19 protein-coding genes are annotated in these 19,821 nt (G+C 61.8%); 8 read left to right on the top strand and 11 right to left on the bottom strand.

The genetic code is table 11. The features are described 5' to 3' along the window. Positions 1-231: 231 nt before the first annotated feature. The gene (locus AC0L3L_RS21445) at positions 232-2,082 is read left to right on the top strand and encodes an AsmA family protein (RefSeq protein WP_473639035.1); all 1,851 of its coding nucleotides are present in this window, start codon (positions 232-234) and stop codon (positions 2,080-2,082) included. 48 nt (positions 2,083-2,130) lie between these two features. On the opposite strand, the gene AC0L3L_RS21440 is transcribed toward AC0L3L_RS21445, so the two are convergent. The 5 genes from AC0L3L_RS21440 to AC0L3L_RS21420 form a co-directional block, all read right to left on the bottom strand. Next, positions 2,131-2,949 (bottom strand): ABC transporter permease, encoded by an 819-nt coding sequence (locus AC0L3L_RS21440; protein WP_473487166.1) that lies wholly within the window; start codon positions 2,947-2,949, stop codon positions 2,131-2,133. After that, positions 2,946-3,920, bottom strand: a complete 975-nt coding sequence (locus tag AC0L3L_RS21435) for an ABC transporter permease subunit (RefSeq protein WP_473639034.1) — start codon at positions 3,918-3,920, stop codon at positions 2,946-2,948. Before AC0L3L_RS21435 ends, AC0L3L_RS21440 begins: the two co-directional genes overlap by 4 nt. 8 nt (positions 3,921-3,928) lie before the next feature. Beyond that, positions 3,929-5,068 carry an ABC transporter ATP-binding protein gene (locus tag AC0L3L_RS21430; RefSeq protein ID WP_473639033.1) on the bottom strand — a complete coding sequence of 380 codons (1,140 nt, stop codon included), beginning with the start codon at positions 5,066-5,068 and terminating at the stop codon, positions 3,929-3,931. A 74-nt stretch (positions 5,069-5,142) separates the two neighbouring features. Beyond that, positions 5,143-6,240 carry a polyamine ABC transporter substrate-binding protein gene (locus tag AC0L3L_RS21425; RefSeq protein WP_258122033.1) on the bottom strand — a complete coding sequence of 366 codons (1,098 nt, stop codon included), beginning with the start codon at positions 6,238-6,240 and terminating at the stop codon, positions 5,143-5,145. 357 nt (positions 6,241-6,597) lie between these two features. Further along, positions 6,598-7,548 (bottom strand): DMT family transporter, encoded by a 951-nt coding sequence (locus AC0L3L_RS21420; RefSeq protein WP_473487169.1) that lies wholly within the window; start codon positions 7,546-7,548, stop codon positions 6,598-6,600. Positions 7,549-7,802: 254 nt separating this feature from the next. Between AC0L3L_RS21420 and AC0L3L_RS21415 the strand changes: the two genes are divergently transcribed. Continuing rightward, positions 7,803-8,594 carry a class I SAM-dependent methyltransferase gene (locus AC0L3L_RS21415; RefSeq protein WP_473487170.1) on the top strand — a complete coding sequence of 264 codons (792 nt, stop codon included), beginning with the start codon at positions 7,803-7,805 and terminating at the stop codon, positions 8,592-8,594. 41 nt (positions 8,595-8,635) lie between these two features. Here AC0L3L_RS21415 and AC0L3L_RS21410 read toward each other — a convergent pair whose 3' ends face one another. Further along, on the bottom strand, positions 8,636-10,087 hold the full coding sequence (locus tag AC0L3L_RS21410) for a helix-turn-helix domain-containing protein (RefSeq protein ID WP_473639032.1): 1,452 nt from the start codon (positions 10,085-10,087) through the stop codon (positions 8,636-8,638). A gap of 247 nt (positions 10,088-10,334) precedes the next feature. Here AC0L3L_RS21410 and aceA point away from each other — a divergent pair, with 247 nt between their 5' ends. From aceA to AC0L3L_RS21390, 4 genes are all read left to right on the top strand, one after another. Then, entirely contained in the window at positions 10,335-11,624 is a 1,290-nt protein-coding gene (aceA, locus tag AC0L3L_RS21405; RefSeq protein WP_473639031.1) for an isocitrate lyase, read from the top strand. A gap of 55 nt (positions 11,625-11,679) precedes the next feature. Next, positions 11,680-11,922 (top strand): SMc00767 family acetate metabolism repressor, encoded by a 243-nt coding sequence (locus AC0L3L_RS21400; protein WP_077379645.1) that lies wholly within the window; start codon positions 11,680-11,682, stop codon positions 11,920-11,922. A 310-nt stretch (positions 11,923-12,232) separates the two neighbouring features. Continuing rightward, complete coding sequence (locus AC0L3L_RS21395) at positions 12,233-12,622, top strand: response regulator (protein WP_473487200.1); 390 nt, start codon at positions 12,233-12,235, stop codon at positions 12,620-12,622. A 206-nt stretch (positions 12,623-12,828) separates the two neighbouring features. Then, entirely contained in the window at positions 12,829-13,272 is a 444-nt protein-coding gene (locus AC0L3L_RS21390; protein WP_473487201.1) for a Fur family transcriptional regulator, read from the top strand. A gap of 10 nt (positions 13,273-13,282) precedes the next feature. Here AC0L3L_RS21390 and AC0L3L_RS21385 read toward each other — a convergent pair whose 3' ends face one another. The 5 genes from AC0L3L_RS21385 to AC0L3L_RS21365 form a co-directional block, all read right to left on the bottom strand. Further along, positions 13,283-14,128, bottom strand: coding sequence for a metal ABC transporter permease (locus AC0L3L_RS21385; RefSeq protein ID WP_473487173.1), 846 nt, complete (start codon positions 14,126-14,128; stop codon positions 13,283-13,285). Next, the gene (sitC, locus tag AC0L3L_RS21380) at positions 14,125-14,982 is read right to left on the bottom strand and encodes an iron/manganese ABC transporter permease subunit SitC (RefSeq protein WP_258122026.1); all 858 of its coding nucleotides are present in this window, start codon (positions 14,980-14,982) and stop codon (positions 14,125-14,127) included. Before sitC ends, AC0L3L_RS21385 begins: the two co-directional genes overlap by 4 nt. Further along, entirely contained in the window at positions 14,979-15,884 is a 906-nt protein-coding gene (locus tag AC0L3L_RS21375; RefSeq protein WP_473487174.1) for a manganese/iron ABC transporter ATP-binding protein, read from the bottom strand. Before AC0L3L_RS21375 ends, sitC begins: the two co-directional genes overlap by 4 nt. Then, positions 15,881-16,762, bottom strand: a complete 882-nt coding sequence (locus AC0L3L_RS21370; protein WP_473487202.1) for a metal ABC transporter substrate-binding protein — start codon at positions 16,760-16,762, stop codon at positions 15,881-15,883. Before AC0L3L_RS21370 ends, AC0L3L_RS21375 begins: the two co-directional genes overlap by 4 nt. Positions 16,763-17,062: 300 nt before the next feature. After that, positions 17,063-17,779, bottom strand: coding sequence for an HAD family hydrolase (locus AC0L3L_RS21365; RefSeq protein ID WP_473487175.1), 717 nt, complete (start codon positions 17,777-17,779; stop codon positions 17,063-17,065). Between the two features lie 149 nt (positions 17,780-17,928). Here AC0L3L_RS21365 and AC0L3L_RS21360 point away from each other — a divergent pair, with 149 nt between their 5' ends. Next, a complete protein-coding gene (locus AC0L3L_RS21360) occupies positions 17,929-19,365 on the top strand; it encodes a glutamine synthetase family protein (RefSeq protein WP_165848439.1) in 1,437 nt (478 codons plus the stop codon). 39 nt (positions 19,366-19,404) lie between these two features. Then, positions 19,405-19,773 (top strand): four helix bundle protein, encoded by a 369-nt coding sequence (locus AC0L3L_RS21355; RefSeq protein ID WP_473639030.1) that lies wholly within the window; start codon positions 19,405-19,407, stop codon positions 19,771-19,773. The last annotated feature ends 48 nt before the right edge of the window (positions 19,774-19,821 follow it).

Genomic DNA, 19,821 nt, shown 5'->3' with positions numbered 1-19,821 from the left:
CGCGACGCGCTTTAGACTTTTGTTTTCATGTATGCGTTATCCCAAAACGATTTTGGCGACATGCATTGGCATCGCTTATGCATATCGCTGCGCAGCAGAGCAAGATTTTGTTCGGCCGAGCGACGTGGATGTGCGCAAATGCCATCGCTGGGCCATAAAGACTTGAAATGCGTCAGCCGTGGGTTACACCCGTCGGGCGATTCTTGTCGGAACGGAAGCATACGGGGCGACATGTCATCACCTTTGATCCGGCGCGGAATATGGGCGATCGGCGTTGCCGTGCTCGTCATCGCGCTGGCCGTTGCCGCCCTGCCGCTGGTCGCCTCGACCCGCATCGTGCGCGACCGCATCGCCTGGGAAATGAGTGCATGGAGCGGTTTCAGGGTCAACATCGACGGGGCCCCGCGGATCGAGGTCTGGCCGAATTTCCGGGCCATCCTGTCCGACGTGACGCTTTCGCAATGGACAGAGAGCGACGCGCCGCCTGTGATCGAGGCCGAACGGGTCGAGGTCAATCTCTCCGCCATGGCGGCGTTGCAGGGCGATGTGGTGTTTTCGACGGCGCGGCTGATCCGGCCGACGATCAGGGTTCAACGCGCAGCACATGGATTTTTCCTGCCTGCCCTGCCTTCAGGCGGACGCATCACGCGTTCCATCGACATCGCTCGCGCCGTGGTCAGCGCCAATCCGGCCAAGCCGGACCTGAGCAAGCTGCCGGCTGATCCGTTCGGCACCGTGGAGTTCAGGAACGGCCGCGTGGTGACCTCCGTCGATGGCAAGGACGCTGAGATACTGAGCAGCCTGAGCGGACAGGCGAACTGGGCCGCAATGAACAGCAATGCGACGCTGTCGGCGACCGGGATCTGGCGTGGCGAAAGCGTCGCTGTTGATGCCGCATCGTCGAACCCGCTGGTGCTGTTTGGGGGCGGTGCGGCGCCGATGACGCTTTCCTTCAAGGCGCCCCCTGCCAGTTTTTCCTTCGACGGCGTCGCCAGCATGTCCGAGAACGCCTATTTCGACGGCCAGGCGAAATTTGCCGCACCCTCGCTCAGGCGCGTGCTCGAATGGTCGCGGGCCGGCATCGCGCCGGGCGCGGCAATCGGCTCGGTTTCCGTTTCCAGCAAGGTTACGGCGACCTCCGGCCGCATTAAATTCGAAAACACAGAGATCGCTCTGGACGACAATCCGGGAATGGGTGCGCTGGACTTCTCCTTTGGTGAGGCGCGGCCGGTGATCGCCGGTACGCTCGCCTTCGAGACGCTCGACTTGCGGTCCTTTCTCTCCGCCTTCGCACCCCTGGCGCCTGCGAGCGGCGTTGGCCCCGGCGAAATCGACATAAGCGTCGCCGACCGGATCGATCTCGATCTCAGACTGTCGGCAGCTCAGGCCACCGCAGGCGCTATCCAGCTTGCCGACGTCGCTGCCGCCGCCCAGGTCAAGAACGGTCTTGCCGTCTTCGATATTTCCGATGCATCGGCCTTTGGCGGCAACATCCAGAGCAGTCTTCGTTTCGACCGCAAGCCGGGAGGCACGCAGGTCGAGATCAGGTTGCTCGCCTCCGACATCGACGGCGGCGCTTTTGGCACCGCAGCCGGAATGACGCGACTGGTGCCGATCGGCACGGGAACCGTTTCGGTCATCCTCAAGGGGCCGGGCAGAACCTGGGATTCCATTTTCGAAAACGCCGACGGCTCGGTTTCGGCGAAATTCGGCCAGGGCGCGTTGAGCCGGTTCAACCTGCCGGCGTTTCTCAAACACAACGAACAGGGCGGGTTCTTCGCGCTCGACGATATCTCCGACGGAACGCTGCCGATCGACGGGGCCGAACTCAAGGCGAGCATCTCGAACGGTGTAGCGAAGATCGACAAGGCCGAAGCGAATTCGGCGAAGTACAAGATCTGGCTTTCCGGCATCGCCTCCTACGCCGGGCGCGGGCTGGCGCTGTCCGGCGGCATCATTCAGGCGGACCAGCCAGCCACGCAGACAAATAACCAGGGTCCCAACCAGTCTTCGTTCTTCGTCGGCGGAACGTGGAGCACGCCGTTCATTTCGCCGATAAGCCGCGGGGTTTCCGGAAAGTAGGCAGCGAGGCTGCCGCGGTCGTCGTCAGGAGTGCTTCCTGCCGGCTTTTCACCCACGCTGCGCGGCCTGCTCGTCCCGCTGGCGCTGCACCTCGCGACGCTTGTTGGCGAGCGAAGCGATGATGACGCCGACCGCCACGACCGCGATCAGGATGGTGCAGGCGGCGTTGATCTCCGGCGTCACACCGAGACGAACCTGGCTGTAGATCTTCATCGGCAGCGTGGTGGCGCCGGGCCCTGAGGTGAAGCTGGCGATGACCAGATCGTCGAGCGACAATGTGAACGCCAGCATCCAGCCAGACACAATCGCCGGCATGATGACCGGCAGCGTGATCTGGAAGAAGGTCTTCACCGGCGGCGCGCCAAGATCCATCGCGGCCTCTTCCAGCGAGCGGTCGAACGTGATCAAGCGCGACTGCACGACGACGGCGACGAAGCACATGGTCAGGGTGATATGGGCAAGCGTGACGGTGAGAAAGCCGCGGTCGAGACCGACGGCGACGAAGAGCAGCAGCAGCGACAGGCCGGTGATGACTTCCGGCATGACCAGCGGCGCAAACACCATGCCGGAAAACAGCGTCCGGCCCTTGAAGCGCGTGTAGCGGGTCAAGGTGAGAGCTGCCAGCGTGCCGAGCACGGTCGCCACGGTGGCCGAGATGACGGCGACGCGGGCCGTTACCCAGGTGGCGTCCATGAGGCCCCGGTTGTGGAACAGCGAGACGTACCATTTGGTCGAGAAGCCGCCCCAGACAGTGACCAGTTTCGACTCGTTGAAGGAGAAGACGACGAGCAGGACGATCGGCAGGTAAAGAAAGGCAAAGCCGAGCACGATCGAAGTGATGTTGAAGCGGCTCCAAGTCGGGTTCATTTGTCCTGCTCCTGGGCGCGGGCCTGGGCCCGCTGGAAGAGCATGATCGGCACGATCAGCAGCAACAGCAGGATGACGGCGACGGCCGACGACACCGGCCAGTCGCGATTGGCGAAGAACTCGTTCCACAGCGTCTTGCCGATCATCAGCGTCTGCGAGCCGCCAAGCAGGTCGGGAATGACGAACTCGCCGACGGCGGGAATAAACACCAGCAGGCAGCCGGCGATGACGCCAGGCAGCGACAGCGGAAAGGTGATCTTCCAGAAGGCGCTGGTCGGCGGGCAACCGAGATCCTTGGCCGCCTCGATCAGCGAATAATCCATTTTCTCGAGGGCGGAATAAAGCGGCAGCACCATGAACGGCAGATAGGAATAGACGATGCCGATGAAGATCGCCGTGTAGGTGTTGAGGATGATCAGCGGCTGGCTGATGACGCCGGTGGCGAGCAGGAACTGGTTGAGCAGTCCCTCGGGCTTGAGGATGCCGATCCAGGCGTAGACGCGGATCAGGAACGAGGTCCAGAACGGCAGGATCACCAGCATCAGCAAAGTCGGGCGCAGCATCGCCGGCGCGCGGGCCATGCCATAGGCGATCGGGTAGCCGACAAGCAATGTCAGTACCGTCGAGATGGCGGCGACGACGACGCTGGTCACATAGGCGTTGACGTAGAGCGCGTCCTGCGTCAGCCATGTGTAGTTGTCGATGCTGAGCTGTTTCAGCTGGGCGAAAAAACCGGCAAGGCCGTCGCCGAAGCCGAGCACCGGCGTGTAGGGCGGTATGGCGATCGCGGTCTGCGACAGCGAAATCTTGAAGACGATGACAAATGGAATGAGGAAGAAGAAGACCAGCCAGAGATACGGAATGAGGATGACAAGACGGCCAACGAAGGCCTCTCCCAGTCTCGCCAGGGCGGATTTGCCCGTATCGGCGGCCCGAGAGCTTGTTGCAGCGGTGACAGCGGCATTCGACATGACCGCCCCTATCGCGTCAGCACAACGCCGGCGTCCGGCCTGAACGACACCCAGGCACGGTCGTTCCAGCTCAGCGGATCCTCGGTGATGCGGGCCGCGTTCATCGTGCTCGCCCGCACCACGTGGCCGTCGTCAAGCCTGACGTGATAGACGGTCATGTCGCCGAGGTAGGCGATATCGTAGACCTCGCCCTCGATGGCGTTGACGGCACCGTCCGGTCTCGTCGACGATATTCTGATCTTCTCCGGCCTGATGGCGAAGGCGACGGCCGCGCCGGTCGCGGCATCGCCGGCATTCTCGGCCCGTATGGTGATGCCGTTGCCGGCATCGATGCTCGCCGCGCCGGGCTCGCCGAGCGCAATCTTGCCTTCGAACATATTGACGTTGCCGACAAAGCCGGCGACGAAACGGGAGCCCGGCGCCTCGTAGACTTCCGCCGGCGTCGCTACCTGCATCACCTCGCCCTTGTCGATGATGGCGATACGGTCGGCCATGGTCATCGCCTCTTCCTGGTCGTGGGTGACGACGACGAAGGTGAGGCCGAGTGACTGCTGCAGGTCCATCAGCTCGAACTGTGTTTCCTCGCGCAGCTTCTTGTCCAGCGCGCCCAACGGCTCGTCGAGCAGCAGCACCTTCGGCCGCTTGGCGACCGAGCGGGCAAGCGCGACGCGCTGGCGCTGGCCGCCGGACAATTGGTGCGGCTTGCGCTTGGCGAACTGCTCGAGCTTGACCAGCTTCAGCATCTCTCCAACGCGCGCCGCGATCTCGGGCTTCGGCATGCCGTCCTGCTTGAGGCCGAAAGCGATGTTGTTCTCGACCGTCATATGCGGGAACAACGCGTAGGATTGGAACATCATGTTGACCGGCCGCCGGTATGGCGGGATGCCGCGCAGATCCTGGCCATCAAGCAGGATGCGGCCGGCGGTCGGCTCCTCAAAGCCGGCGAGCATCCGCAAAAGCGTCGATTTTCCACAGCCCGACGCTCCGAGCAGGGCAAAAAACTCGCGCTCGAATATGGTCAGCGACAAATTGTTGACGGCGGTGAAGTCACCGAACTTCTTGGTGACCTTGTCGAACTGGATGTATGGCTTGGCGTTCGGGTCGTTCCACGGCGCGAAATCCCTGCGGATGCTGCCAAGCGATTTCATATCCCACTCCGTCCTGCGTCCTATCCCCAGAAGATTTGACCCCGGCAGCACCTGCCGGGGTCGTTGATTGTCGCTTACTGCCCGGTGACGATCTTGGTCCAGGTGCGGGTGACGACGCGCTGGGTCTTGGAATCGTAGGGGGCGATGGTGAACAGCTTCGCCAACGTCGCCTCGTCCGGATAGATCGCCGGATCCTCGAGTATCTCCTTGTTGATGAACTGCTGCGACGCCTTGTTGCCGTTGGCGTAGAAGACGTAGTTGCTCGACTTGGCGATCACCTCCGGCTTCATCATGTAATTCAGGAATTCATGCGCCTCGGCGACATGCGGCGCGTCGGCCGGGATCGCCATCTGGTCAAACCACATTTCGGCACCTTCCTTCGGCACGGAATAGCCGATCTCGACGCCCTGATTTGCCTCCGTCGCACGGTCGCGCGCCTGGAACACGTCGCCCGACCAGCCGACGGCCAGGCAGATGTCGCCATTGGCCAGGGCGTTGATGTATTCCGACGAGTGGAACTTGCGGATGTAAGGCCTGATCTTCAGCATCAGTTCTTCCGCCTTGGCGAAATCGTCCAGCGACGTGGTCTCGGGATCGATACCCAGATATTTGAAGGCGTTCGGGAGGATGTCGCTCGGAGAGTCGAGGACATAGACGCCGCAATCCTTCAGCTTGGCCAGCTTTTCCGGGTTGAAGAACACGTCCCAGCTATCGATCTTGTCGGTGCCGAGCGCTTCCTGCACCTTCTTGATGTTATAGCCGAGGCCGACCGTGCCCCACATGTAGTTGATCGAATATTCGTTGCCGGGATCGTACTTGGCTGTGCGCTCCGAAACGACGTCCCACATGTTGGAAATGTTGGGCAGCTTCGACTTGTCGAGCTTCTGGAACACACCTGCCTGGATCTGGCGTGCGAGGAAATTGGCGGTCGGCACGACGACGTCGTAGCCGCTGCCGCCGGCAAGCAGTTTCGTCTCCAGGAGCTCGTTGGAATCGAAGGTGTCGTAGGTGACCTTGATGCCCGTTTCCTTGGTGAAATCCTCGATAATCGAGCTGTCGATGTAATCCGACCAGTTATAGACATTGACGACGCGGTCCTGGGCATGAGCGCCGAGGGTGAAAAGCGTCAGAAATGCCGAGGTCGCCGAAAGCCAGAATGCTTTGCGGGTCATGCGTGTCTCCTTTGATGAGTGTTCCATCGCCAGCTCGTCGCGGGGCTGCGCGGCTGGCGTTTGCTTCAGATTATTGGGCTTTCCGACAAGCGACAAGCGCGAACCGCCGACACCCTGGTGGTTCGATGTGCGGCGGCCGAGTCCCCCGTTCCCATGTCGTGATCCAGGTGGCATTCCGGCGCCGTCAAAGGCTCTCGCCACGGCGCGGGCAGGGATACGACGATGTTGTCCGGTCTCGGTCGGGCCGGAGGGGAGACTTGGCAAGATGAGCCTGTCTTGTTGTTGCCGTATTTGCAGCCTGCCCGCGCGGCTGCGCCATTGTCAATGGCTCATCTCGCTTTGGCGCGTGCGCTGCAATCAATTAGGCGACGGCATGCCGGTGACACCCGGCCGCACCGGCCGCGCCTGACGCTTGAATTCGAGCCCGATATGGACGAGCAGCGCCGTGACCACCACCGCGCCGCCAAGGATGGTGCGTCCCGACGGCACCTCGGAATGGATGAGCCAGACCCAGATCGGGCCGAGGATCGGCTCGAAAGTGCCGAGCAGTGCTGCGATCGCTGCTGGAACAAGCCGGGCGCCGGTGGCGAAGAAGGCAAGGCCGAGACCCAGATTGACCACGCCGAATGCAAACAGGAAGCCCATGTCGCTGCTGGAAACGCCGAATTGCGACGCCTGCGACGCGGCGAATGCGGCGGCAAGCATCGTGCCGAGGCAGGTCGCCGGCGTCATGCGCACATGGGCAAAGCGTCGCGTGATGACGGTGGCGATCGAAAACATCACAGCGATGAGCAGCGCCAAGCCGTCGCCGATAGGCGACACGGCGCCATCGAGCGACTCCGATACCATGATGGCAACGCCGGCAATGACGGCTGCAATCGCCACCCAGGTCGCCACGGCTACCCGTTCGCGAAACAGCACCCAGGCAAACATCGCCGCCAGGAGCGGCACGCCCGCCTGCATCAAAAGGATATTGGCGACGGTGGTGTAGGCAAGCGCCACGACGAACGAGGTCGATGCGGTGGCGAAGCAGAACGCCACGGCAAGGCCGGGCAGGCCCATGCTGCGGAACAACCTTACCGTGCCGTGCCAGCCGTCGCGCCAGATCATGAAGCAGATGAGGAAGGCGGCGGCCCAGACCGAGCGCCAGAACACCACCGTCCAGCTGTCGCCGGCGTCGATGAAACGGGCGATGGCGCCGCCGAAACTCCACATCAGCGCCGACAGCAATATCAACAGGAAGCCGACACGCTCGTCACGCGGCGAGACGGCAGGGGAAACAACTATCGCTGATGATGAATCGGTCATGAATGCGACTGTCGGCGATTTCGGGGCAGCACGATGCACAGCGGACGACAGAAACGTGCATTAATCGCGTAACGCAAAGACGAAGATCGGGCGTGATCCAGCACCGTGTTCCGTTTGGCGCACTGACTAGCGCACACACGGGGCAAGACGGTCGTGCGGAGCTGGCAGGGATAGTTTACGATGCGAGGCTGGACGGCTACTGCGTGACAAGAGAAGCCCCGTGACCGACGTAAATAACATGTGTAGGGCGACCCATGGATGAGCCATTCTACAAGACGGCGGCGATTGGCTATGACGAGCTGTTCGCCCGCGCAACGAACTCGTTCATTCCATCCTTGCTGAAGGCAGCGCAAATTGCGCCTGCCCATCGGGTGCTCGACGTCGCAACGGGTACAGGAGCAGCAGCGCAAGCTGCAGCGATCGTGGTAGGCCCATCCGGCTCTGTCACTGCCGGCGATATCTCGCCGGCCATGCTCGAATCTGCCAAACGCAATTTGAAGAACCAGCCAATCACCCTCGCAACGTTCGACGCTCACGCGCTCCCTTACGAGGATTGTCGGTTCGATGCGGTGATCTGTCAGCTTGGGCTCATGTTCTTCTCAGACCCGCTTGGAGCGCTTTCGGAGTTTCGTCGGGTTCTGCGCCCCAACGGCTGGACTGCAGTTAGCGTGACGACGACGCCGGAGCGCTCGCTGTTCGCCAGAATAGGCGCGGTAATCGCTCGTTGCGCACCTGAAAAAGCCGAAAAGCTAAATCGCTTCTTCTCCATCCCTGACGCGACATGCTTGCATTCCTTGCTCCACCGCGCCGGGTTTCAAGAGGTCTATGTCCAGCTTGAAACTCGGCCCATCAAATTCTCATCTTTCGACCATTATTTCAGCGGAATCACCAAAGGAGCAACATTGAGCGGTCAGGAGTATGTCCAGCTTCCTCCAGTCATGCAGGTCACAGTGCGCGAGGAAGTCTGGCGCGGGCTGGCTTCGCCGAGCGTTGGAGAGCCGCTGACGATTGAGATGGACGTCCTGATAGGCAGCGGTGGGCGGTAGAACAATGCGCCGAGCGCAATTTGATGGAAACGCTGTGCCCGTCACTGGAAATCGAACGCGCTTAGTCCGGTCACCATCTCGTCAAGGCCGAGCGGGCGCGTCACCGGCGGCTCGGCGCGGGCGAGGCAGCCGATGCGTTCACACAGCCGGCAGGCCGGGCCAATCGGCGTGGCCGGACTGGCGCCCTGTCCGGCTTTTCCGGTCGCGGCGGCTGCCCCCGGCAGTGCCGCGCCGTAGACGATCTCGTCACGAAAGCCGATATCGCAGCCCAACAGAAGGGCGGTACGGCGCGGTCGCTCCGAAAACGAGCCTTGCGGTCCTTCGAGCGTGCGGGCGACGCAGAGGAACTCGGCGCCGTCGGGCATTTCCACCGCCTCTACGAAGATCTGGCCGGGCTGGGTAAAGGCGGCATGCACGGGAAGCTTCGGACAGCCGCCGCCGAAGCGGCTTTGCGGAAAACCCTGGCTGCCCGCCTTGCGGAAGCGGTTGCCGGCATTATCGACCTCGAGCATGAAGAACGGCACGCCCGGCGTGCCCGGCCGCTGCAGCATGGTCAAACGGTTCGCCGCCTGCTCGAAGGAGACGCCGAAGCGCGAGCGCAGCACGTCGATGTCGTAACGCGCGCGTATCGCGGCTGCGTGAAAGGATTGATAGGGCATCATCAGCGCGTGGGCGGCGTAGCGGCCAAGCTCGAAGCGGGCAAGCCGGCGGGCTTCATCCGTGGTCAGCTTCAGCGCCTGGATCTCGCTTGCCACCGCGACCGTCATGCGGATCAGGCAGGCCTCCATCGCCACCTCGCGCAACTGATCGAACGGCGACAGGCGCTCGGACAGAAACAGGCGTTGCGAGTGGCGGTCGTAGCGGCGGCGCCAGTTCGGCATGGTGGCGACCGGCAGCACCTTGACGACGATGGCGAATTCGCGCTTCAGCCAGGCCTTCAACGCACCGAACAGATCGTCGCCGGGATCGAGAACCGACGTGAATGCCTCGGCCTCCTCTTCGAGCGCGGCAAAATGGTTCGGCCGGCGCTCGAAAATCTCGTGCACCTCGTCGATCGGCAAGCGGGCGCCGGAGAGTGCCGTCGCTTTGCCCTCACGCGCGAGAAGCTCGTTGAGATCGGAAAGGCGCTCGGCCTGCTCGCGATAGGCGCGAAACAGTTTTATCACCGCGGCGGAAGCGTTGGGCGCCGCCTCTGCAAGCTCGATCAGTTCCTGGTCACCAGGCAATTCGCCGACCAGCAGCGGGTCTGAAAACACTTCCTTCAAGGCAGCGACCGACCCCCGAGCCTCGCCCTGCAATTCATGCGGGTCGACCTTGTAGACGGATGCCAGCTTGAGGATCAGCTGAACCGTCAGCGGCCGCTGGTTGCGCTCGATGAGATTGAGGTAGGACGGCGAGATGCCGAGCCCTTCGGCCATCGCGGTCTGGGTCAGGCCCTTGGCGCTGCGGATGCGGCGGATGCGCGGCCCGGCGAAGATCTTCTGATCGGCCACTCGACTGTCCTTGACAGAAATTTACATGGCTTCCGTGCGGCGGGGCCATATCCGGCTTTTACAATCGTGACGGATTTACAGTGCCTGCCTGTCAAACGCAACACAGGTTTTCTCTTATTTTCCAGCCAATCTTCTGGTTTTCCTCGCCTGTTTCTCACTGAAATGTAAATGCTGTCACACCAAAACGACGCAGAAATCTCCATGAGGCGGCGTTTCCATCCCAGCAGCGATTTATCCGGAGTGACAAATGACCGATTTTTACAACCTCGTCCCCTCGGCACCGGAAGGCCGCTTCGACGGCATCGAGCGGCCCTACTCGCCGGACGACGTGAAGCGGCTGCGCGGTTCGGTCCAGATCCGGCAGAGTCTCGCCGAAATGGGCGCCAACCGGCTCTGGCAGCTCATCCACGAAGAGGACTTCGTCAACGCGCTCGGCGCCATGTCGGGCAATCAGGCGATGCAGCAGGTCCGGGCCGGGCTGAAGGCGATCTACCTGTCTGGATGGCAGGTCGCCGCCGACGCCAACACCGCATCCGCCATGTATCCGGACCAATCGCTTTATCCCGCCAATGCGGCGCCCGAACTGGTCAAGCGCATCAACCGCACCCTGCAGCGCGCCGACCAGATCGAGACCTCCGAAGGCAAGGGACTTTCGGTCGACACCTGGTTCGCGCCTGTTGTCGCCGATGCGGAAGCCGGCTTCGGCGGACCGCTCAATGCCTTCGAGATCATGAAGGCCTTCATCGAGGCGGGTGCCGCCGGCGTCCACTACGAGGACCAGCTGGCGTCGGAGAAGAAATGCGGCCATCTCGGCGGCAAGGTGCTGATCCCGACCGCCGCACACATCCGCAACCTCAACGCCGCGCGACTTGCCGCCGACGTCATGGGCACGCCGACGCTGGTCGTCGCACGCACCGACGCGGAAGCGGCAAAGCTGCTCACCTCCGACATCGACGAGCGCGACCAGCCCTTCGTCGACTATGGCGCCGGCCGCACGGTGGAGGGCTTCTATCACGTCAGAAACGGCATCGAGCCTTGCATCGCGCGGGCCGTCGCCTACGCGCCCTACGCCGACCTGATCTGGTGCGAAACCTCCAAGCCCGATCTGGCGCAGGCCAAGAAGTTCGCTGAGGGCGTGCACAGGCACCATCCCGGCAAGCTTCTCGCTTACAATTGCTCGCCGTCGTTCAACTGGAAGAAGAACCTCGATGACGCCACGATCGCCAGGTTCCAGAAGGAACTCGGCGCCATGGGCTACAAGTTCCAGTTCATCACGCTGGCCGGTTTTCACCAGCTCAATTTCGGCATGTTCGAACTCGCCCGCGGCTACAAGGCGCGGCAGATGGCGGCTTATTCCGAGTTGCAGGAAGCTGAATTCGCGGCGGAAGCCCACGGCTATACCGCGACCAAGCACCAGCGCGAAGTCGGCACCGGCTATTTCGACGCCGTGTCGATGGCGATCAGCGGTGGCCGGTCTTCGACCACGGCCATGCATGAATCGACCGAGCACGCCCAGTTCAAACCGGCGGCGGAATAGCACAAAAACAACAAAATAGAGGTAACGCCCCGAAGGGGTATAAAGGAGAAGACCAATGGCATCGATAAGCCGCGTCAAGGAACGGGCCGAAGAACAGGCCACCACCATGACCGTCGACCAGCAAGCGACCATCCGCATGCTGGCGAATGACCTGCACAGGCTCAACCAGTCGGTGATGAAGGCGGTCGAGGCCGGTGTGTCGGTGGAGCTCGTGCGCTCGGCACGTCACCATGGCGGCGACGGCAACTGGGGCGATCTGCTTATCCCGGTGATCGTCACCCAGCGGAGCCTCGGCTGACCGAAATCCGACCAAAGCCTGTCGGTGGAATCGGCATCACCTGCGCAGTCTCTGCGCAGGTGATCTGCGTCTGCACGACCAGTTTGCATAGGGCAAGAACAGAACTTGCTTTAAATTTTAACGTTTCTTGCGATATTCTGGATATCCGCCATTTCAGCTTGACACAGGCAGCGATCTCACGGCAATTATTTCTAAAGTTTCAACCCTGCATTGAAACCAGACGAGTGCCCCCACGCTCATGCGCCCCATGAACCGCGATCCCAGGACCGTAAGCCACCTGACTTTGGGGAGCCGGAATGTGGACCGCGAGATGCTCACGGACTTCACCCGCGTGCTCGTCGTCGGGAAGTCGCCGGTCAACAGGGTGGTGGTTTCGAAAATCGTCGAACGATCCGGGCTCAAACCGATCTCGGAATCGCCCGAAACGGCAGCAACGACGCTGCGATCGCTCATTCCCGGAGCTGTCGTCCTCGATGGCGGAGCGGACAACCGGGACTGCGACGCGCTGATGTCCGGTATCGACGCGCTGCGGCGCACCTCGGGCAGGTCGCATCCCTCGGTGATCCTGCTTTCGACCAAGAACGGCACACCGGAGAGCCTCGGCCTGTCGAGCGTCATCGATGCGGTAGTCGTCAAACCAATCACGACCGAACGGCTGCAGCCGGTGATCGACCATTTGATCGGGCTCGGACGCAGCTAGCCGGCGTCCTCTATCCGGCTCACATGCCCTCCCTCGATCCTTGCGATCGGATCTGGATATCTTTATGTTGAGTGGATGACCGCCTGACAGCGAACCCAGTCCGATGTCCTTTTGCAATTGCGACGCATCTGGGGTAGCAGCTTCGAACAAATCCGCAGGCATGTTCCGACTTCGCGACATGGCTGTCGATATTGGCGGATCATGACATGTCCTCAGAACAGACCATCGCCGCGCTTTGCAGGAAACTCGGGCTGCGCATCACCGGTCCGCGCCGCGTCATCATGCGTGTTATATCCGAATCCAGTGACCATCCGGATGTGGTGGAACTCCATCGCCGCGTTGTCGCCATTGAGCCAACGATCGCGCTCGCCACTGTCTATCGCACCGTCAGCCTTCTGCGCGAAAAGGGCATTCTGGAGCGGCACACCTTTGGCGATCGGCGCGCCAGATACGAAACGGTCCCCCGTGAGCATCACGATCATCTCATCAACATCGAGACGGGAGACGTCGTCGAATTCCAGTCGGCGGAGATCGAGCGGCTCCAAGAGGAAATCGCTCGACGGCACGGATTCACGATCATCAGCCACAGATTGGAGATCTACGTGAAGCCAATCCAGAAAACGCGACGCTCTCGTAAATCCGGAGAATGACTGCCCGTTTCTAGCTTTCCTCGGCAATCTCCATTCGGCTCACTTTGAGTGTGGTAACGGCGAAGGCCGCGATGAAGGCGGCGGACAGCATGAGAACGATGGTCGGCGCCGGTGCGCTGTCGATGAAGAAGGACAGATAGACGCCGAGAAACGACGCGGCGACCGCGATCATCACCGACAGGATCAGCATGGCGCTGAACTTCCTTGTCAGCAGGAAAGCGATGGCGCCAGGCGCGATCAGCATGGCGATGGCCATGATGATGCCGACCGCCTTCAGCGCGCCGACGATGGTGAGAGAGATCAGGCAAAGCAGGCCGTAGTGGAGCAGGTTGACCCGAAGGCCAACCGCCCGAGCCTGAGCCGGATCGAAGGCGTGCAGCAGGAAGTCGCGCCACTTGATCCCGATGATGCCGGCCGTGATCGCAGCAATGAGCCCCGTTTCGACGATGTCGCGCAAGCCGATGCCCAGCACGTCACCGAACAATATGTGGTCGAGATGCACGTCGGACTGGATCTTTACGTAGAGCACCAGGCCGAGGCCGAACATGCCGGAGAAGACGATGCCCATTATCGTGTCCTGCTTGATGCGGCTGTTATCCTTGAGGAAGCCGGTGGCGAGAGCGCAGACCATCCCGGCGGCGAAGGCACCGACCGAATAGGGAAATCCGACGATGTAGGCGATGACCACGCCGGGAAAGACGGCGTGGCTGATGGCGTCGCCCATCAGCGACCAGCCCTTGAGAACGAGGAAGCAGGAGAGCAGCGCAGTCGGCACAGCGACCAGAACCGAAACAATCAGGGCATTGACCATGAAGCCGAACTGGAAGGGGGAAAGCAGCGTATCGAGGATGCTCATGGGCTGGCCTCCAAGATCCTCGCCGCGCGGCGGCGGGCTGCCAGCATTCCGTGCTTGGGAGCGAAGAAGAAGGCGGCGAGAAAGATCAGCGTCTGCAGGACGACAATGATGCCGCCGGTGGCGCCGTCGAGAAAATAGCTGGCATAGGCGCCGCTGAAACTCGTGGCCGCGCCGATTACAACCGCGATGACGAGCAGGCGCGGAAAGCGGTCCGTCAGAAGATAGGCGGTCGCGCCGGGAGTCACCACCATGCAGATGACGAGGAAGGCGCCGACGGTCTGAAGCGCGGCGACCGTGGAGGCCGATAGCAGCATGAAGAACATGATCTTGAGCGCGCTCGGGTTGAGGCCGATCGAGCGGGCATGGCTCTCGTCGAAGAAGACCACCATCAGATCCTTCCATTTCACCAGCAGGATGGCGAGCGAGACGAAGCCTATGATGGCGAGTTGAAGCGTGTCTTCCGGGGTGATGGCCAGGATGTTGCCGAGCACGATCGTCTGGATATTCACGGAGGTCGGTGACAGCGACACCATGAACAGGCCGAGGCCGAAGAAAGAGGAGAAGATCAGGCCGATGATGGCGTCTTCCTTCAGCTTGGTGCGCTGGTTGAGGAAGAGCATCGCCGCAGCGGCGAGCCCGCCGGAGAAGAAGGCGCCGATCGAGAAGGGAAGGCCCAGCATATAGGCGCCGGCGACGCCTGGCACGATCGAATGCGAGAGCGCGTCGCCGATCAGCGACCAGCCTTTCAGCATCAGATAGCAGGACAGGAAGGCGCAGACACCCCCGACCAAGGCGGACACCCACATGGCATTGAGCATGTATTCGTAGCCGAACGGCTCGAACAGGATACTCATTCGTCGCGTTCCCGCATCTTTTGCTGCATGGCTCCGTTCTCTCCGTAGAAGACCAGTGGCCGCTCGTCGTCGGTGATGACGGCAAGGCGGCGCCTGTCGTCGTCCTCATGCAGCCCGGCGCCGCCGAGCACGAAATGACGCAAGACGCCGCCGAAAGCCTTTTCCAGGTTCGCCTGCGTGAAGGTCTGTCCTGTAGGCCCGTAGGCAAGGACCGTGTTCCGGAGCAGCACGGCACGATCGCAGAACTCCGGCACGCTACCCAGATTATGCGTCGAGACCAGCATCACTCGGCCTTCGTCCCGGAGCGCGCGCAGCAGTTCGACGATAGCGTCCTCGGTCCTGACGTCGACGCCGGTGAAGGGCTCGTCGAGCAGGATGACGCGCCCATCCTGCGCCAGCGCCCGAGCGAGAAAGACGCGCTTCTTCTGCCCGCCCGAAAGCTCGCCGATCTGGCGCTTGCGGAAATCGCTCATGCCGACACGCGCAAGCGCGGCGGTAACCGCCTCGCGATCAGCAGCCTTCGGAATGCGCATCATGCCCATATGGCCGTAGCGACCCATCATGACGACGTCCTCGACCAGTACTGGAAAGTCCCAGTCGACCTCCTCGGCTTGCGGCACATAGGCGACGACGTTCTTCCTCAGCGCGGCCGCGGCCGGCTGTCCGAGAACAAAAATCTCTCCCTTTGCCAGCCGCACGAAGCCCATGATGGCTTTGAACAGCGTCGACTTGCCCGAGCCGTTGACACCGACAAGTGCCGTGATCGTGCCTGTCGGAATTTCAAAGCTCGCATCCCGCAGCGCCGTCTGGCCGTTGCGGTAGGTGACGGTCGCGCCGCGGACGGCGAGGCCGCCTCCCGCATCCTCGAACGCGGGGGCAAGAGGCGGAACGGCTTCGTTCATTGCGACAGCCCTGCGGCGAGGCCTTTCTGAACCGTATCCGAAGTCACACGCAGCAGATCGATATAGGTTGGCACCGGGCCGTCCGCCTCGCTGAGAGAATCAACGTAGAGCACGCCGCCGTAATGCACCCCCGTCTCGCGCGCGACCTGCCGGGCCGGCTTGTCCGACACGGTGCTTTCGCTGAAGACGGCGACGATCTTGTTTTCCCTGACGGCGTCGATCACCTTGCGAACCTGCTGCGGGGTGCCTTGCTGGTCAGCGTTGATCGGCCACAAATAAAGCTCCTTCAGCTCGAAATCGCGTGCGAGGTAGGAGAAAGCGCCTTCGCTCGATACCAGCCAGCGCCGGTCCTTCGGGATCGAGGCAAGCTTATCGCGGATCGGCGCGACGGCCGCCTCTATCTTTGCCTTGTAGGCTTCTGCATTGGCCTTGTAGGTCTCGGCATGCGCCGGATCGTGCTCGACGAAGGCATCGCGGATGTTGTCGACGTAGATCAGCGCGTTTGTCGGGGACATCCAGGCATGCGGGTTCGGTTTCCCAGTATAGGGTCCCTCGGCGATGCTCATCGGTTGGACGCCCTCGGAGATGATAGCGCCTGGCACGTCGCTGAGATTCTGGAAGAATTTTTCGAACCAGAGTTCGAGGTTGAGCCCGTTCCACAGAATGAGCTGTGCGCCCTGCGCCCGCTGAATGTCGCCCGGGGTCGGCGCGTAATTGTGGATCTCCGCTCCCGGCTTGGTGATCGATTCCACGATTGCTGCGTCGCCCGCCACGTTCTTCGCCATGTCGGCGATGACGGTGAAGGTCGTCACGGCCTTGAACTTTTCCTGCGCTTTCGCTGGGCTTGAAGCAACTGCCGCAGCGAACATTGTAGCCATCAACCCGACGACAACCAACCGCCCGTATCTCTCGATCATCAAAATCTCCTGTCGCGATTTGCTCGCATGTCCCGCGGGCGGCCGCCATTATGCGACAGTGACGCCGCGCTTGTCGCATATTCTGCAATTGCGACTGATTTGCAAGTAGAAAACGGTTTTGCATCGTGGATTGTACACGGCCGCGCGATGGAGTTCAGCGACAGTGCGGCCCTTGGCGAAGCGGACAACTAGGATTGCGATGCGCAATGTCCGGCATCGATGCTCTGCGGCGCACGTCCGGTTCGACGCCGGGACAAGCAATCAGCTGGCTTTCCCGATGCTTTCGACCAGCCCGGGCAGTTCCGAGAGATCGGCTATCTGGCGGAAGCGAGGCGCGGTGACCGGCGGCTCGACATGTTCCAGCACCCAGGTCAACTCATGCGGCACGTGGATGCCCCAACTGCCGGCCTCGATGGCCGGCACCACGTCCGACTTGAGCGAATTGCCGACCATCATGCTTTTTTCGGCGCCATCACCGTGGCGGCTGAAGATGCTGCTATAAGTAGCGGGGCTCTTGTCGCTGACGATCTCGACTGCATCGAACAGGTCGCCGAGGCCCGATTGCGCCAGCTTGCGTTCCTGATCGAAAAGGTCGCCCTTGGTGATCAGCACCAGGCGATACGCGCCCGCCAGCTTTTCAACGGTTTCGCGCGCATGGGGCAGCGCCTCGATCGGATGGCCAAGCATCTCGCGGCCCGCCGCAAGAATCTCGGCGATGACCGAGGCCGGCGCGCGGCCCTCGGTAATCTCGATCGCCGTTTCGATCATCGACAGGGTAAACCCCTTGATGCCGAAGCCGTAGACGGCGAGGTTGCGCTTCTCGGCCTCCAGCAATCTTGCCGAGATGTGCTCCTCCTCGGCATGATCGGCGAGCAGCGCGGCAAAGCGCTTTTCGGTCATGCGGAAGAACTGCTCGTTCTGCCAGAGCGTGTCGTCGGCATCGAAGCCGATCGTGGTCAACTCATGATTGTTCGGCATTCGACGTCTTCAACCGAGGTCATTGAACATGCGTCGAACCTAAGCTGCTTGGCGCGGTTTTCAACTGGGCAGGCGAACGCAACCGCGCTCCCCTTCCCTTCCATCGCCGGCCCCGGCTATACTCCCAAATCCGCAACCCAATCTGGTGAATGATGCCGCCTGCAAAAAAGGAAGTCCGTCCGTCGAGCCGCGGAGGACGTATCCGCACGCCTGCCTTCGTGAAAAATCAACGTGGTGTGAAAAACTGGAAGGAAGTCGGCGCCTGGCTGGCGTGGCGCGGCATCGAGGATATCGAATGCATCACACCCGACCAGGCCGGTGTTGCTCGCGGCAAGATGATGCCGTCGAAGAAATTCACCTCCAACACCTCACTGGCGCTGCCTTCGGCGGTGTTCATGACGACGATCTCCGGCGGCTACCCGGAAGACGGCAACGGCTTCCACTATCCGGAGGACGACGGCGACCTCAAGCTGATGCCGGACCTGTCGACGCTGACCGTGGTGCCGTGGGAAGAGGACCCGACGGCGGCGGTCATCTGCGACCTCGTCCACCAGGACGGCCGCTCGGTCGAGTTCACGCCGCGCAACGTGCTGAAGCGTGTGCTTGCCGCTTACGACAAGCGCGGGCTGAAGCCGGTGGTGGCGCCCGAGATCGAGTTCTACCTGGTGCGCAAGAATCCCGATCCGGACTACCCGCTGACGCCGCCGGTCGGGCGTTCGGGACGGGCGATCGGCGGTGGCGCCGGTTATTCGATCGCCGGCGTCAACGAGTTCGACGAACTGATCGACGACATCTACCATTTCTCCGAAAGCCAGGGCCTGGAGATCGATACGCTGATCCACGAGGAAGGCGCCGGCCAGCTCGAGATCAATCTGCGCCATGGCGATCCGATCGAACTCGCCGACCAGGTGTTCATGTTCAAGCGGACCATCCGCGAGGCGGCGCTGAAGCATGAGATCTACGCCACCTTCATGGCCAAGCCGATCCAGGGGCAGCCCGGGTCGGCCATGCATATCCACCAGTCGATCATCGACAAGAAGACCGGCAAGAACGTCTTTTCCGCCGAGGACGGCTCGGAAACCGAAGCCTTCTTCCATTTCCTCGGCGGCATGCAAAAACATGTGCCGAACGCGCTGGTGATGTTTGCGCCCTATGTCAATTCCTATCGCCGGCTGACGCAGTCGGCTTCGGCGCCGGTCAACAACAAATGGGGCTACGACAATCGCACTACCGCCTTCCGCGTTCCACGCTCCGACCCGGCAGCCAGGCGCGTCGAGAACCGCATCCCCTCATCCGACGCCAATCCCTATCTGGCGCTGGCCGCATCGCTTGCCTGCGGGCTCATCGGCATGACCAACAAGATCAAGGCCGAACCGCCGGTTCTCACCACCGCCAACGAGGCAGAGATCGACCTGCCGCGCAGCCTGCTCGAAGCCGTCGACCTGTTCGAAGCCGACGAGGAACTCTGCGCGCTGCTCGGCAAGTCGTTTGCCGCGACCTATGCGGCGATCAAGCGGGCGGAATTCGAGACCTTCATGGAAGTGATCAGCCCGTGGGAGCGGGAGTATCTGTTGTTGAATGTGTAGGAGGGAGTAGGGGAGTAGGGGAGTAGGGGAGTAGGGCGAATGGCTGAGAAAACGGGTTCTTACAAGGACTTAATAGTCTGGCAGCAGGCAATGGACCTTGCGGTGGCTGTGTACGGCGCGACGAAATCCTGGCCGAAGGAGGAGCTTTATAGACTGACCAGCCAAGTGCGGCGCGCCGCAAGCTCGGTGCCGGCGAACATAGCGGAAGGCTATGGCAGAGAGGTCAGGGGTTCCTATCAGCAATTCCTCCGTATCGCTCAAGGGTCACTGAAGGAACTGGAAACTCAGCTTCTGATCGCTGAGCGTACCGGCATCACGCCGAATGCCACCGCGGCGCCATTGTTGGCGAGCACCGAAAGTGTAGGAAAGCTTCTTCGACTTCTAATCCGCAACCTTTCAGCCGACTAGCATCTCCCCTCCCCTATTCCCCTATTCCCCTATTCCCCTATTCCCCTA

Source organism: Mesorhizobium sp. WSM4849, from assembly GCF_055811385.1.
This window is presented reverse-complemented; position numbering and strand designations above follow the sequence as displayed.

Coding starts and splice junctions, on each gene's coding strand:
- AC0L3L_RS21445 (WP_473639035.1), top strand. CDS start 232: ATGTCATCACCTTTGATCCGGCGCGGAATATGGGCGATCGGCGTTGCC.
- AC0L3L_RS21440 (WP_473487166.1), bottom strand. CDS start 2,949: ATGAACCCGACTTGGAGCCGCTTCAACATCACTTCGATCGTGCTCGGC.
- AC0L3L_RS21435 (WP_473639034.1), bottom strand. CDS start 3,920: ATGTCGAATGCCGCTGTCACCGCTGCAACAAGCTCTCGGGCCGCCGAT.
- AC0L3L_RS21430 (WP_473639033.1), bottom strand. CDS start 5,068: ATGAAATCGCTTGGCAGCATCCGCAGGGATTTCGCGCCGTGGAACGAC.
- AC0L3L_RS21425 (WP_258122033.1), bottom strand. CDS start 6,240: ATGACCCGCAAAGCATTCTGGCTTTCGGCGACCTCGGCATTTCTGACG.
- AC0L3L_RS21420 (WP_473487169.1), bottom strand. CDS start 7,548: ATGACCGATTCATCATCAGCGATAGTTGTTTCCCCTGCCGTCTCGCCG.
- AC0L3L_RS21415 (WP_473487170.1), top strand. CDS start 7,803: ATGGATGAGCCATTCTACAAGACGGCGGCGATTGGCTATGACGAGCTG.
- aceA (WP_473639031.1), top strand. CDS start 10,335: ATGACCGATTTTTACAACCTCGTCCCCTCGGCACCGGAAGGCCGCTTC.
- AC0L3L_RS21400 (WP_077379645.1), top strand. CDS start 11,680: ATGGCATCGATAAGCCGCGTCAAGGAACGGGCCGAAGAACAGGCCACC.
- AC0L3L_RS21395 (WP_473487200.1), top strand. CDS start 12,233: ATGCTCACGGACTTCACCCGCGTGCTCGTCGTCGGGAAGTCGCCGGTC.
- AC0L3L_RS21390 (WP_473487201.1), top strand. CDS start 12,829: ATGTCCTCAGAACAGACCATCGCCGCGCTTTGCAGGAAACTCGGGCTG.
- AC0L3L_RS21385 (WP_473487173.1), bottom strand. CDS start 14,128: ATGAGCATCCTCGATACGCTGCTTTCCCCCTTCCAGTTCGGCTTCATG.
- sitC (WP_258122026.1), bottom strand. CDS start 14,982: ATGAGTATCCTGTTCGAGCCGTTCGGCTACGAATACATGCTCAATGCC.
- AC0L3L_RS21375 (WP_473487174.1), bottom strand. CDS start 15,884: ATGAACGAAGCCGTTCCGCCTCTTGCCCCCGCGTTCGAGGATGCGGGA.
- AC0L3L_RS21370 (WP_473487202.1), bottom strand. CDS start 16,762: ATGGCTACAATGTTCGCTGCGGCAGTTGCTTCAAGCCCAGCGAAAGCG.
- AC0L3L_RS21365 (WP_473487175.1), bottom strand. CDS start 17,779: ATGCCGAACAATCATGAGTTGACCACGATCGGCTTCGATGCCGACGAC.
- AC0L3L_RS21360 (WP_165848439.1), top strand. CDS start 17,929: ATGATGCCGCCTGCAAAAAAGGAAGTCCGTCCGTCGAGCCGCGGAGGA.
- AC0L3L_RS21355 (WP_473639030.1), top strand. CDS start 19,405: ATGGCTGAGAAAACGGGTTCTTACAAGGACTTAATAGTCTGGCAGCAG.